Origin of the sequence: Terasakiella sediminum (genome assembly GCF_033100395.1) — a bacterium.
Taxonomy (GTDB): domain Bacteria; phylum Pseudomonadota; class Alphaproteobacteria; order Rhodospirillales; family Terasakiellaceae; genus Terasakiella.
In genome coordinates this window covers 25,803-40,019 of sequence record NZ_JAWLVJ010000017.1, presented here as the reverse complement: position 1 = coordinate 40,019, position 14,217 = coordinate 25,803, and the positions used below count along the sequence as shown (strand labels likewise).

Below are 14,217 nucleotides of genomic sequence, written 5' to 3'. Positions count from 1 at the left end.
GACAGATTTCACTGATCGGCACTTTAAATTTTTGGTATTGGGCGAAACTTAGTCCATACCCAATGCGCGCTTATAGAGATCAAGAATTTCTTCTTGTTCTGAGCGATCATGGTCTTCCATTTTGCGCAGGCGTACCAGCTGGCGCATGATTTTTACGTCAAAGCCTGTGCCTTTGGCTTCGGCGTAGACATCTTTGATATCCGCTGCGATGCCCGCTTTTTCTTCTTCAAGACGTTCGATACGTTCGATAAATGAGCGCAGGTGATCGCCTGCAATGCCACCGACTTCGGCCATGGGTCAATCCTTTATATATCTGGCAAAAAAAGTTGCGCAGAAGATACCTAGGCTTTGGTTCAGTTGCAAGGTTAGAAAAAGATAAAAAAGATTGGAGAAATAAACCCATCTGGTTCGCTTTCTCTTGCGTATACTGTCTGATTGTTGCAGAAATATACAAAGGGATAAATCAAAAAGGGTTATTTACTGTGGGTACCTACCATTTAGATCGTCTTTCAGTGATGTTGGTTGAAGATAACGCGTTTGTACGCGACACAATGTCTAACCTGTTGCGGTCCTTTGAAATTCGAAAGCTGGTAACCTGTGAAAATGGGGTGCAGGCCATCGACTTTCTGAAAACGGCAGGTGGACCGAATAACCCGGGTGGTGTGGACCTGATTATCTCAGACCTTGTGATGTCACCTGCAAACGGATTGCTGCTGTTACGCTGGGTCCGTGCAGCGAAAGAATCGCCAAACCGCTTTATGCCCTTTGTGATGATGAGCGGCGCGGCCGATAATGACTATGTAAACGCCGCACGTGACATGGGTGTGTCTGAATTTCTGGCGAAACCGTTTTCTGTTGATAGTGTTTATAAACGTTTGATGGAATTGATTGATTATCCCCGTCAGTTTGTCACAACTCACAACTATCACGGTCCGGACCGTCGTCGTCGCAAAGAACCTGCACCAAACGGTGTTGAACGCCGCGAAGCGACAGAAGATGATGTGACCATCGTATATTCTGGTGAAAAGAAGAAAGCCAAGAACGACAGTGGTGTGTGGTATTTCCGCCTGCCAAACCGCCTGAAAGAAAAAGTCGGTGGGATGGGGATGAAGGGTGGTGGCTCTCTGCCGCAGGACCTTTTGGAACAGGCGGAAGCGGAACTGGATCGTTCAAGCGCAAGCTTTACCGACTGGGCGCTGGAATATTTGTCTCAGCTGTCCAACCTCTGTACCGAAGCTTTGCTGGCACCGGGTGCACGCGGCGAACATTTCCATAAGATCAACCTGCTTGCTCACGAACTGCGTGGTCAGGGCGGGACATTCGGATATCCGTTGATCTCGATCTTCGGGAAGATGCTGTATGAATGCACCATGGAAGGCTGTAAGGAAACAGATGCGTCTGTTGAAGTGGTAAAAGCCCACGTGGATGCCATGCGGGCTGTCTTGCGTGAACGGATCATGGGTGACGGTGGTGCATTGGGTCGCGAACTGTTGCAAGGCCTGCAGGTTGCGGTGAAAGAGAAAACAGGTCAGGTCCTCACCGTTGGAGAGGAAGAACCCGCCTGGTAATCAAAGCCCGTTCAGGGTTTCCTGCATCAACCATTTAGAAACGGCGCGGCTGGCTTCCAGGTCATCAGCGCCTTTTTCTTTGGCTTTGGCAAAGACGTCCAGCTGACGGTGCGAACTGGTGCCGCGTTTCAAAATAGTGCGCAGTGATAGCAATTCTTCTGTGCAATTCAGGGCTTCTGCATCTTCCTTCAGCATGTCGATCAGTTCTTCCAGCAACTGGTCAAAGGCAACCACCTGGCCGATGCCGAAATCCACCAGACCTTCATCCAGTCCATAACGTTGGGCACGCCAGCGGTTTTCATTCACCAGCATATTGCGATAGGTGCGCCAGCGTTGGTTGGATCGACGCAAACGGTACAGCATACGCAGAATACATTGGAACAGCGCTGCAATGGCTACGGCATCATCCAGCGTTGTGCAGATATCGGTGATACGCATTTCAAGGGTGGGGAATTTGACCGCCGGGCGGACATCCCACCACAGCATGGTCGCATCCTTGATCACACCTACATTGATCAACGCATCCACATGCTTCTGATATTCACTGAAACTATCAAAATGTTCCGGCAGGCCTGTGCGCGGCAGTTCGTCAAAAACACTGAGGCGGTAACACTTAAGGCCAGTCACCTGCCCACGCCAGAAAGCAGAAGACGTACTCAGTGCCAATAGATGCGGCAGGAAGTAAGAGACTTGGTTCATCAGATCAATGCGCAGGTCATTGTCATCAATCCCCACATGCACATGCATGCCGGAAATGATCAGGCGGCGCACCACTGCCTGCATGTCTTCGGCAAAGGTGTGATAACGTTCCGCATCTGTATGTTCTTGTTCGTCCCATTCTGCATTGGGATGGGTGGAAGCTGCGATGGGGGCAAGGTTATAATCAGCCCCGATATCGGCAACTTTCTGACGCAGCCAGGCCAGTTGCTTGCGGGCTTCCTTCACGTCTTTACAGACATCGGTTGCCACTTCCACCTGGGACTGAAGGAATTCTGGGCGGACCAGGTCCTGCAGTTCTTTGCGGCACGCCGCCATGACCGCATCCATCGGCTGGGTGGACAGATCACCTGTGTCGCGATCCACCATCAGGTATTCTTCTTCAATGCCAATGGTCCAGCTTGGTTCAGATACAGCCATGGTGTCCTCAATAATGCTTTACTTCAAAGATGGATTTGTCTTTTATGATCTCAGCCAGGGCATCACTTAAGATCTTACCCCATTTGGCTTCACCTTCTTTGTCACCGATTAGGTCCTGTCGAATTTCAATGGCACAGTAAGGAAGACCGGGGGCGGAGCCATGCATATCAATGGAATAGGCATCATCCCAGCCGGAATATGGTGTGTTGTCACCGACGATCAATCCGGTTTCTCGACTTAAAATCTCAATCAAGGGGGCCGCAATCCGGGCATCGCGTTTCCATAAAACGGCCACATGCCAGGGACGGTCTTCTTCGCGGGACATCAATTCAGGGGTGAAGCTGTGAATGGAAAACAATGCAGGCGGTGGCCCTTTGCGCCAAAGATGCGCGCCGACTTCTGTCACGGCATGATGATAGGGCCAGAAGATGGCTTCGGTGCGTTGAACCTGATCGGATTCTGTCAAATTATGGTTCGCTAATACGCCGATGCCGTCACTGACTTCTGGGATCGAGGTCGGATCACCTGGTTGGCGGTTACAGTCAATCACCAGACGGGAATAATTGCACAGAACAGCTGGTGCATTCAGCGTATCCGAGATATGGCGAGTGACGCCTGCTGCCCCGATATCCCAACCGATGTGATAGTTCAGTTCGGTTTGGGTTAAGCCCATATTATTCAGGGCTTTAGGGACGTTATTGCTGGCATGATCACAAATCAGCAGGAGCGGTGTATCCCCCTCAGCGTTATGAATTTCAAACGGCTGTGGGTCATCCTTTCCCAGCAGGGGAGTATATTTGATTTCAGTTTCGTTTTTCATTCTTCTGACTATACAATAATTGATCCTGGATGACAGAAATATTCTGAAAATCGCAGGTCTCTTTTGCATTCGCGAACAAAAGTAGGTATATGATAGCTCAGAAATGGGGCCAAAAATAAAGGAGAGAGCCATGGAGGAGAAAGTAACCTCTGATAGCGCAAAGGGAAAAACCGGATTATTGTCGGACCGGGTCGCTGCGCGGATTATGGCAATGATTGCTGACGGGCAACTGTCTCCGGGGGAACGTTTGCCGGGTGAACGCCAACTGGCCGAAAAAATGGGTGTCAGCCGCGTATCTGTTCGTGCTGCCCTGCAAAGTCTGAAAGCACAAGGATTTCTCGAAGCCGTTCAGGGTGGGGGAACGCGTATTCTGGCTGCGGCCGGGGATATGACGTCACCATTGGGCGAACTTGCCAAGGTACAGGAACAAAATCTGCATGATCTGGCCGAAATCCGTGCCCTTCTGGAAGTCTGGGCGGCAACGCGCGCTGCAAATCGTGCCAGTGACCAGCAAATCGCTGAACTGGGCGCGGCTTTGGAAAAACAGAAGGGATCTTCTGCGGCGAAAGACAAAGCCTCCCAGGAATTTAACTTCCACTATCTGCTGGGTAAAGCCTCCGGCAGTGCGGTTTATATGCATATCATGGATGTGATCCGCGATATCATCAATACCAGCCTTGAGTTCCACGAATATGACCTGTTTCAGGAACCAAGCGAAGACGGTATGGCGCTTTCTCAGCATAAGGATGTCTTTGCAGCCATTGAGAAACGTGACCCGCAAGCCGCCAAGGAAGCCATGCGCTCACACCTGAGTTGGGTGCTGGATTCTTATGAAAGTGAGCGCGAAAGACTCAATACTTCTTCTACTACCGATGAGTAATTTTTCTTTGCTAAGTCACTGTTAAGTCACAAAAGTTACATATAATACTTTTTTGCGCTTGAGTTTTACCGCATTGCACCATACGATATTGCAATGCGGTAAAGAGCGTAGACTCATGTTTATAAGCCGCTGCCAAGAAAAGGGAGTTCCCTTAGGTTCTACTGTCTTACAGGAGGATGCCTTATGGCGCGACTCATGTTTACAGAGGCGGAACTGGCACTGTTTCAGGCCCGCTTTGAAGAAAATAAAAACTGGATCCAGTGGGTCCGTGTGACCAATCGAGACGGTTTGGATATCCTCAGCCTGGATATTGAAGGCAAGGATAAGAAAACCGTGCGTATGACCAAGAAAGAAGGTCAGGGCTATCTCGCCAAGTGTGTGGACGAGTGGGGCCTTGCTGTCAGCACTGATTTTGAAAGTATGCTGAATACGGTTGATGAAGGCACACGTGTCTGATCTTTAAATTTTGTTCTGACTTGATACTGTCATAAGCATATTTCTGCGGGTTGTTTGAATTTGATCAGCAGAAATATGCCGATCATTGCGCTGCGCAAAAATAAAAAATCATTATAAATCAATTGATTGCTGGTTTGACTCAAACTGGCCTGCCTCTTGCTATTTCTCCCATCAAAAAATTGGTAACACCAAACGGGAGAACTACGATGTCGGCAAAATATATTCTAGGTGTGCGTGGCAGACTATATGTCGCTTTTTCAGCCGTTGGGGCGCTGGCGGTGATTTCAAGTGTGATTGCTTATGTGACCTTTCAATTGATCACAACCTCTGTTGAAACGCTGGTGGATGAAAAATATCCGCCGCTGACCGAAGCTTTGCAATTATCCGGTGATGCGCAAGGGGTGATCAGCCAATTGCCCATTCTGGCCCGTGCGGAACATTTCGCCGCGCAAAAACATGCCAATGCGGAAATTCAGGGGGCCATTGCCAATCTGAATAATCGTCTTGAGATGATGATCAAAAGCAGCGATTCCCCCAAACGTTATGAAGGGCTGGAACAGAACATCCAAAAACTGATTGTCCTGCACAAAGAATTGGACGCAGCCGTCACACATCGTCTGGGCCTGCGTGCCGATCTTGGACAGGTGCGCAGCAAGATCAAGGATTTGTCCAGTAATGGCGATGCGCTGATCGCCCAATCGGTTGCCCAGACGGGGCAGTCGGTTGAAGTTTCCCAAAAGCACTTCTCGACCTCTCTGACTTTACTGCGTGATGCCATTGAAGAAGTGGATGAAGCCATGATGAACCTCTGGCCCATGCGCTATGTCGCTCAGATGATGGAATTTGAAGCCTCGGTCGGTGAACAACAGACAGGTGGTATGAAAGGTATTCTGGGGGATTTGAAAGCTCTGGGGGGGGAATTGGATGGCACAGGCGGTGTTTTGGAATTGCGCAAGAACATGCTGGCGTCCAACCGTTCCATCAAATCCATTCTGGATCAGGCCGTTTCAACCGGGCTTGCCATGAAAGAAAATGTCAACGCCATCCATATTGATGCACGCAAAGACGTGGGTGGCACGGTTGGGGATTTGAATCAGCAGATGATGAATGCCAATGTTTACCTTAGCATCATCGCGGTCATTGGTCTTGTGGTCCCGGTGTTGATCGTTGTGTTTTATGTGTCTAAAAAAGTTATCAAGCGGTTGAAAGAACTGAATGACACCATGGGCAAACTGGCCGCAGGGGAACTGGATTGCCCCATTCCCAAGGCAGAAGCTGATGAGATTGGCGAAATGTCCAAGACGCTGGAAATCTTTAAACAGAATGCGCTGGAACGTAGAAATGCGGCGGCTGCCCGGGAAAAGCGCAAACAGGAACGCGCGGCAAAACGCGTGCTGGAACTGGAAGAACTGGCAAGCAATATCGAAAAAGTGGTTGGTCAGGCCCTGCAGGTTGTTGAAAAAGAAGCCAATAAGGTCAGTGACATGTCTGAAGATATGACCAGTTCATCTTCTACCGTGCATGAAGGTCTGATGGCGATTTCATCCGGTGCGGAAACGACCCATGGTAATCTGCAGACCATTTCAGGTGCTGCTGAAAAACTCTCCAAGTCGGCGGAAGAGATTTCCATGCAGATTACCTACAGCGCCGATGTGTCCAAACGCGCCCATATGCAGGTGAAAGAAGCCACCGAAGTGGCCGCCCAGCTGCAAACCAACGCCTATGAAATCCGCGAGGTGGTGGAACTGATCACCGATATTGCGGAACAGACCAATCTGTTGGCCCTCAACGCCACGATCGAAGCAGCGCGTGCAGGTAATGCAGGCAAGGGCTTTGCTGTTGTGGCAAGCGAGGTAAAATCACTTTCTGATCAGACGGCCAAGGCTGTGGATGGCATTTCCAAAAACGTGAAAGGCATCAACTTGTCTGTGGAAAATGTTATGGGTGTGATTGCGGTCTTTGAAGATACGTTTGGCAAACTCACCCATGTATCCGAAAAAGTCTCCAACGCGGCTTATCAGCAGGGTGAAGAAACGTCTGAGATTTCAAGGAATGTGCAGGACACCACGTCCATTTCCACCAGCAGCGTGGGCACGGTTCATACCTGTGTGGATAATACAAACGAGTCTTTGAACCTGGCGCAAAGCCTGAGCAAAGCATCAAAAAGCACACAGGATCAGGTCATGGTTTTGCGTGAAAGTCTGGCAAGTGTGGTGGAGAATATTCGATCTACCGCACATGCTTATTCGGAATGAAAAAAAGGGCCCGATATTTGGGCCCTTTTTTAAAGATCGTTAAAGCGAACGATTTCGCCTTGTTTTTCACAAGATGGCAGCGCCAGTTCGACGAACAGGTCGTTCAGCGCTTCCGGATCTTTCAGTGTATCCGGGTTTTCACCTGGGTAGGCTTGGGCGCGCATGCGGGTCTTGGTGGCGCCGGGGTCAATCAGGTTGACCTTGACGTTGGTCTTGTTCAGTTCCATCGCCCAGGTTTGTGCCATATTTTCAAGCGCAGCTTTGGAAACCGCATAAGCTGCCCAGTAAGCGCGTGGCGCTTTGGTGGTGCCGCTGGACAGGAAAATCGCACGACCTGCATCAGATTGCTTGAGAAGTGGTTCCATGGATCGGATCAGGCGCCAGTTGGCCGTCACATTCACGTCCATCACTTCGTTCCACATCTTCACCTTCAGATGTGACATAGGGGTGATATCACCCAGTACACCAGCGTTGCCGACCAGAATGTCGATCTTGCCGAAACGGTCATAAAGCGCCTGGCCCATTTGATCGATTTTGTCGAATTCACGCAGGTTCATGGGCACGAGAGTTGCGGACCCGCCGATGGCCTGAATTTCATCATCCAGTTCTTCAAGGGCTGCAATGGTCTTGGCAACCAGAATGACATGTGCGCCTTCAGCTGCGTAACGCAAAGCCACAGCACGGCCAATACCTCGCGATGCCCCGGTGATCAGGGCAATTTTGCCTTCTAATGCTTTTGCCATGGGACTTAGTTTCCTTTTTCAGCCAGCAGGGGCAGGCTTGGCTGGCTTTCATCCGCAACTTCATCATCATGGTCCTGCAGGCGGGTTGGGTATTCCCCGGTGAAGCAGGCGTCACAGAATTGTGGATTATCGTTGTCACGTTTGGCTTCCCCAACCGCACGGTACATGCCGTCGATAGAGATAAAGGCAAGGCTGTCCGCACCAATGATGTCCGCCATTTCTTCCACGCTATGTTTACCTGCCAGCAGCTTTTCACGCTTTGGCGTATCAATGCCGTAGAAACAAGGCCATGCGGTTGGCGGGCTGGAAATCCGCATATGGACTTCGGCAGCACCCGCCTGACGCATCATATCAACGATCTTTTTGGATGTTGTCCCGCGAACGATAGAATCATCAACCAGGATAATACGCTTGCCCTTCACACTTGGGATATTGGCGTTGTGTTTCAGACGCACGCCCAGGTGACGGATATCCTGTGTCGGTTCAATGAAGGTCCGGCCCACATAGTGGTTACGAATGATGCCCAGTTCAAACGCGATATTGGCTTCAGCCGCATAACCGATGGCAGATGGCACACCAGAATCCGGCACGGGCACGACCATGTCGGCGTCCACACCGCTTTCACGCGATAGTTCCGCGCCAATGGCTTTGCGCACTTCATAGACGCTGCGATTTTCGATCTGAGAATCGGGACGCGCGAAATAGATATATTCAAACACACAGAAACGGCTGGGGTTCTGACCAAATGGCTTGATGGATTTAACGCCATCCTTGTTGATGATCACAACTTCGCCCGGTTCAACATCGCGCACAAACTCGGCACCGATGATGTCAAACGCACAGGATTCTGAAGCCAGAATGTAGGTGTCATCCAGCTTGCCCAGACACAGCGGGCGCACACCGTTTGGATCGCGCACCCCGATGATGCCGTCTTTGGTCATGGCAACCAGAGAATAAGCGCCTTCGATTTGGCGTAGTGCATCGATCAGGCGATCTTCAACGGTTGCATACAAGCTTACCGCCACCAGATGAACGATGACTTCGGTATCCATATCTGATTGGAAGATACAGCCACGACGTACCAGCGTGCGGCGAACAGCTTGCGTATTGGTCAGGTTCCCGTTATGGGCAATGGTGAAACCACCAAATTCAAATTCAGCAAATAACGGCTGGACGTTGCGAAGAACGGTGCCGCCTGTTGTGGCGTAACGCACGTGCCCGATGGAGGTGTTGCCCTTGAGCTGGTCCATCACCGCGCCATCTGAGAAGTTGTCACCAACCAGCCCCATGGCTTTGTGAGAATGGAACTGTTTTCCATCGTAAGAGAAAATGCCGCAGGCTTCCTGTCCACGGTGTTGCAGGGCATGCAGGCCAAGGGCCACGTGGGCGGCGGCCTCTTTATGTCCGTAGATGCCAAAGACGCCGCACTCTTCGTGCAGTTTGTCGTCGTCGAAGGGGTTGGTGGTCATATGGTCAATATCGGTCATGTTTCTCAAAGCTCATTACTGGGCGTTGCGGATAAGGCGATCCAGGTCTTTACGTTCCTGTTGATCATATCCTTGTGGGTCATTTGCGGTGCTTGTATCCGATTTCGCTTCCGGGGTCAGCATTTTATCGAATGTTTTTTTCAATTGGAGCGCATTATTTGACTGATCGCGGATATCTTCGGCTTCATTTGCGATGCGCTCACCCGCATCAGACGGGATTAAACCCTTCAAAAAGGCTGATCCCTGCTCAATCAGCGGCATGGATTTGGCATCACGCAACCATACAGGTTGCTTGGCTGGCGGGATCATCCATTCAACGGCTGTATAAAGCAGACAGACAATGACAACACCACGCAACAGGCCAAAGACAAAACCAAGACTGCGATCCAGCGGGTTCAAGGCACTGCCTTGTACTTGTTCTGCTACTAACTTGGTGACGATGGTCAGCACGATCAAGGCAACGATGAAGGTACCTGCACCGGCAACAACATCGGCGATGATCTCTGTCTCAATCAGTTCACGCATATAGGGGCGAACATAAGGGAAGCCATAAAGCCCGGCAAAGGCGGCACCCAACCAGGATCCGATGGATAGGGTTTCGTGCACAAAACCACGGGTCAGGGCCAACAGGCCGGACAAAAGCAGAATCACGCCAACGGCGATGTCGGTGATACTGATCGGAAGATTTTCCATAAAGATATTTTTCCGCGCTAAAAAAATCTAGGGGATTATGTATCCTTCATTGGGAAGAAAGACAACAGTTCTTGTACATGTCCGATTTCCCAAATTTCCAGACCGCTGTCTTTTAAGGATTTATCCATTTCTTTTTTACCGCGTTTCTGACGTTCCGGAATGATGGCGCGGGTGAAACCAAGCTTGGCGGCTTCTTTTAATCGAAGTTCCGTTTGTCCCACCGCACGTACTTCACCGGATAGGCCAATTTCACCAAAAATCACCGTTTCCTGCGGGACGGCGACCCCACTTAAAGAAGATGCAAGGGCGGCAGCGACAGCCAGGTCAGCCGCGGGTTCATTGATTTTAAGTCCGCCTGCGATGTTCAGATAGACGTCATGACCGCCCATTCCCAACCCACATCGGGTATCAAAAACCGCCATGATCATGGCAAGGCGCGAACTGTCCCAACCGACCACAGCACGGCGTGGTGTGGCGAGGGCAGAAGGCGATAGCAGGGCCTGAACCTCCACCAGCATAGGACGGGAGCCTTCGATTCCCGCAAAGACACAGGACCCGGTGACATCCCCTTTGCGATCCGACAGGAACAGGGCGGACGGGTTGGGGACTTCCTGCAGGCCGCCTTCAGTCATTTCAAAGACACCGATTTCATCGGTCGCCCCAAAACGGTTTTTAACGCCGCGCAGAATTCTAAACTGGTGGCCTCGGTCGCCTTCGAAATAAAGTACCGTATCCACCATATGTTCCAGCACACGCGGGCCTGCGATGGTACCTTCCTTGGTGACGTGACCAACAAGGAACAGGACATAACCATGTTTTTTGGCATCGCGGATCAATTCGTTGCCCGATGATCGTACTTGAGAGACTGTGCCCGGTGCACTGTCCAGTGTATCAATATAAAGTGTCTGAATGGAATCAAGCACGACAACATCCGGCTTTTCTTCGCCCAGTGTCGTCAGGATGTTGCGCACATTGGTGGCAGAAGCCAGCTTGACCGTGGCCTTTTCCTGACCCAGACGACGGGCACGCAGGCGCACCTGATCAATCGCTTCCTCGCCCGAGATATAGGCGCTGTTATAATTCTTTGAAAGTTGGGCCATCACCTGCAACAGGATGGTCGATTTCCCGATCCCCGGATCACCACCGACCAGAATGACCGACCCCGGCACCAGACCGCCGCCACAGACCCGGTCAAATTCCCCGATGTTGGTGATGCGACGTGGCGGTGTTTTTTCTTCACCTTCAAGGGCGACAAATTCAATCTTGCGTCCCTTGGCCGTACCCATGCCTTTGGGGATGCTTTCCGGCGCTGCTTCTTCAGAAAGCGTATTCCATTCCCCACAGGCACTACATTGCCCCTGCCATTTGTTATACGTGGCACCGCAGGACTGACAGGCGAAGGTGGATTTGATTTTAGGCATGGGAGAGGAGGCTTTCTTCGTATTGAGTGTTTAAAGCCAGAGAACTGTTACCTGTTTGTCATCGCGCACCTGTTGCGCGACAAGGGGTTAGGCCACGTTCCTGCTTCTACCCATAACCCCGCAACGGGTGCGGGGTGACAGGTGTGAGGGTATGTATGCCATATTTTGAATTGGAACAAAAGAAGAACTTTTTCTTTCCGCTTACTATTTACACTCAGCCAAAGGGCTTCCACCACAGAATCAGTTTTGGCAGCACAGTGAGCGCAGCCAGCAAAGCAATAAACATGGCAGCCCCGGTCAGGACACCGAAATAGATAGTCGGGATGAAGTTGGACATCATCAGGATGGAGAAACCAAAGATGATGGTCATAGTGGTGTAGAAAACCGCCTTGCCGATGCTGGCATGGCAAATATGCAGGGTTTCTTCATAGCTGGCGTTCTTGGCGTATTCTTCGCGGAAGCGATAGATATAGTGAATGCCGTTATCCACCGCGATACCAATGGTGATGGCCGCAACCGTAATAGTCATCATATCCAGCGGGATTTTTGAAAGCCCCATGACACCCAGAACGGCGGCTGCGCCCAACAGGTTCGGCACGATCCCGATGACGGAGAGGGTGACGGAGCGAAAAAGGATCATGAACATGATGCCAATCCCAAGCATCACCACACCAATGGATTTAATCTGGGAGCTAAAGAGGCTTTGCAGCATGTTGTTATAGAGAACCAGCAGGCCACTGACCTCTACATCATTGACCATATATTTATAGTCGCTGAGTTCCTTAAAGCCGTTTTCTTTATTCAGATCATCGCGGATTTTTTCAAGCAGGTCAGCACGGCGTAAATCCGGTTTGGAATCCAGAATACGCACTTCCAGGCGCATCTCGTTATTGGGGATGGAAAGGTAAGGGTCAACCAGGGCAGAGCGCACAGCTTCGGGCAGTTGGCTGTAAAGAAGGGCCAGTTCAAACCCATCCAGTTCTTTCTTGGCAAAGCTCTCTGCCACACGAACGGAGGTCGCAAAAGACATGACCTTGCCTGTTTCGGGTAAGCTGTCCAGATAATCATGGGCTTGCTTAATCATCTTCACCTTTTCAGGGGTGAACCATAGTTCCGGTTTGGTGCGTTGGGCTTCGATATAGGCGCGTTCTTCGGCTATCTCTTCTGCCGTCATTTCGGCTAGGTCTTCTGCAGTGAGTTCCTCAACATCGCTTTCAAGCTTGACGATGACTTCCAGCGGTGTTGTCCCGCCCAGGTCTTCATCAATCAGTTTCAAGCCCTGATAAATCTCGGTCTCTTCACTGAAATAGTTGATGAAGCTGTTTTCTACCCGCAGCTGGCTGATACCAATGCCGCTGACTACGCAAAGAATGACGGCGAAAATCAGCACTTTGTTGCCATGAAATTCTGTCATGCGCGCCAGATATTCCGGCAGCATGAAGCGATCACGATTGATGGTGCGGTTGGTTCCGGTCTTCCCGATCAAAAGCAAGAGGGTGGGGAACAGCAGGAAAGACGTGATAAAGGTCACCGTCAGGCCTGCGCTCATCATCCAGCCAAAATCGATTACGGGTTTGATGCCACTGACGACCAATGATCCAAATCCAATGATGGTCGTCAGTGCCGTATAGAGACAGGGCTTCACCATTTTGTGGACGGTGGTTCTGACCAGGGCATATTGATCATCATCGGGTTGGTCGCGATGAAGCTGAAGATAGCGCACGATCAAATGAATGTTCATCGAGATGGTGATGATCAGCATGAGGGCAAGGAAGTTGGATGAAATGACCGTCACCTTCCAGCCCATAAACCCAAGCAGACCGATCATGGTCAGACCCGCATAGAAACAGCTGACCAACGGTAATGCAATCCAGCGAGGTTTGCGGAAAATGGCGGTAAGCACAATGATCAGAAAGGCCAGAACGCCTGCGCCAAAGACGGTCAGGTCATTGCGCACATAAGTGACTGTGTCATCCGTAATCATGGGCAGGCCACCCAGATACAGCGTGCCGTGTTCGCGATAAGGTTCCATGATCTCGCGGATCTGGACGATGGCTTCATGGCGCTTGTCGTTTACAGCGGCACTTTCTTGTTCGTAATTTTCAGTGACACTTGCCAGTTCCTGCGCTTCTTCAGGTGAAAGACCGGTGAGACGCTGTTTGTCACGCAGGTCGTTACGGGACTTAAGCAAAGCACCAAATGATTTGTTGGGCACAAGCGTCAGAAGCACAGCTGTGGTTTTGCCGTCTGAGCTGACAATAAGGTCTTTATAGACCGGACTGTTTAACAGTTCTTCACGCGCACGGCTTCTGTCTACATCCGGTTTTTCCAGACTTGGGCTTTTGCGGATCAAGTCTTCGATATCGTCATCGGTACTGACAAACAGCGGGGCATCTAGGATGGTAAAGACCGTATCAACAATGCTGACTTTTTTCAGGTCTTCGCGCAGTTGCTTTAACGGCTCTAGCGCTTCGTCAGAAAACAGGTCTTTGTTGGGTGTGTAGGTAACCAGCAGCAATTCCTGACCGGGATAGCGTTCCCGGTTTTGGCGGAATTTTTTAAGATCGGCATCATCTTCAAGCAAAAGCGTATCAGCAGAGGCATCCAGCTTGAAATCTTTTGTGTGATAGCCGAAGAAAGCCAGAAGGGACAGCAGCAGGACAAGAACAATCCAGGGATTGTTCAGGACCAGGGCATCATATGCCTTTGCGATACGTGATGTCATAAATATTCCCTCTTCTTCCTGCCGCTTCATCC

General features: G+C 50.7%; 12 protein-coding genes. 4 read left to right on the top strand and 8 right to left on the bottom strand.

All coding sequences use genetic code 11. The features are described 5' to 3' along the window. Positions 1-48: 48 nt before the first annotated feature. Positions 49-294: a DUF2312 domain-containing protein gene (locus RYZ26_RS13695; RefSeq protein WP_317683791.1), complete on the bottom strand. Its 246-nt coding sequence runs from the start codon at positions 292-294 to the stop codon at positions 49-51. Between the two features lie 188 nt (positions 295-482). On the opposite strand from RYZ26_RS13695, the gene RYZ26_RS13690 reads away from it, so the two are divergent. Beyond that, complete coding sequence (locus RYZ26_RS13690; protein ID WP_317683790.1) at positions 483-1,568, top strand: response regulator; 1,086 nt, start codon at positions 483-485, stop codon at positions 1,566-1,568. On the opposite strand, the gene RYZ26_RS13685 is transcribed toward RYZ26_RS13690, so the two are convergent. Beyond that, on the bottom strand, positions 1,569-2,705 hold the full coding sequence (locus RYZ26_RS13685) for a carboxylate-amine ligase (RefSeq protein ID WP_317683789.1): 1,137 nt from the start codon (positions 2,703-2,705) through the stop codon (positions 1,569-1,571). Positions 2,706-2,712: 7 nt separating this feature from the next. Then, positions 2,713-3,525, bottom strand: a complete 813-nt coding sequence (locus RYZ26_RS13680) for an N-formylglutamate amidohydrolase (RefSeq protein ID WP_317683788.1) — start codon at positions 3,523-3,525, stop codon at positions 2,713-2,715. A 130-nt stretch (positions 3,526-3,655) separates the two neighbouring features. On the opposite strand from RYZ26_RS13680, the gene RYZ26_RS13675 reads away from it, so the two are divergent. From RYZ26_RS13675 to RYZ26_RS13665, 3 genes are all read left to right on the top strand, one after another. Next, the gene (locus RYZ26_RS13675) at positions 3,656-4,405 is read left to right on the top strand and encodes a FadR/GntR family transcriptional regulator (protein ID WP_317683787.1); all 750 of its coding nucleotides are present in this window, start codon (positions 3,656-3,658) and stop codon (positions 4,403-4,405) included. Positions 4,406-4,588: 183 nt separating this feature from the next. Further along, positions 4,589-4,861 (top strand): hypothetical protein, encoded by a 273-nt coding sequence (locus tag RYZ26_RS13670; RefSeq protein ID WP_317683786.1) that lies wholly within the window; start codon positions 4,589-4,591, stop codon positions 4,859-4,861. Between the two features lie 206 nt (positions 4,862-5,067). Further along, positions 5,068-7,116, top strand: coding sequence for a methyl-accepting chemotaxis protein (locus RYZ26_RS13665; RefSeq protein ID WP_317683785.1), 2,049 nt, complete (start codon positions 5,068-5,070; stop codon positions 7,114-7,116). A 29-nt stretch (positions 7,117-7,145) separates the two neighbouring features. On the opposite strand, the gene RYZ26_RS13660 is transcribed toward RYZ26_RS13665, so the two are convergent. The 5 genes from RYZ26_RS13660 to RYZ26_RS13640 all read right to left on the bottom strand — a co-directional run bounded on the left by RYZ26_RS13660 (position 7,146) and on the right by RYZ26_RS13640 (position 14,185). Then, entirely contained in the window at positions 7,146-7,859 is a 714-nt protein-coding gene (locus tag RYZ26_RS13660) for an SDR family NAD(P)-dependent oxidoreductase (RefSeq protein WP_317683784.1), read from the bottom strand. A 5-nt stretch (positions 7,860-7,864) separates the two neighbouring features. Then, positions 7,865-9,346, bottom strand: a complete 1,482-nt coding sequence (gene purF / locus RYZ26_RS13655) for an amidophosphoribosyltransferase (protein ID WP_317683783.1) — start codon at positions 9,344-9,346, stop codon at positions 7,865-7,867. Positions 9,347-9,361: 15 nt separating this feature from the next. After that, complete coding sequence (locus tag RYZ26_RS13650; RefSeq protein WP_317683782.1) at positions 9,362-10,039, bottom strand: CvpA family protein; 678 nt, start codon at positions 10,037-10,039, stop codon at positions 9,362-9,364. Positions 10,040-10,074: 35 nt separating this feature from the next. After that, positions 10,075-11,460 (bottom strand): DNA repair protein RadA, encoded by a 1,386-nt coding sequence (radA, locus tag RYZ26_RS13645; protein ID WP_317683781.1) that lies wholly within the window; start codon positions 11,458-11,460, stop codon positions 10,075-10,077. Positions 11,461-11,674: 214 nt separating this feature from the next. Next, positions 11,675-14,185, bottom strand: coding sequence for an efflux RND transporter permease subunit (locus tag RYZ26_RS13640; RefSeq protein ID WP_317683780.1), 2,511 nt, complete (start codon positions 14,183-14,185; stop codon positions 11,675-11,677). Positions 14,186-14,217 lie beyond the last annotated feature (32 nt).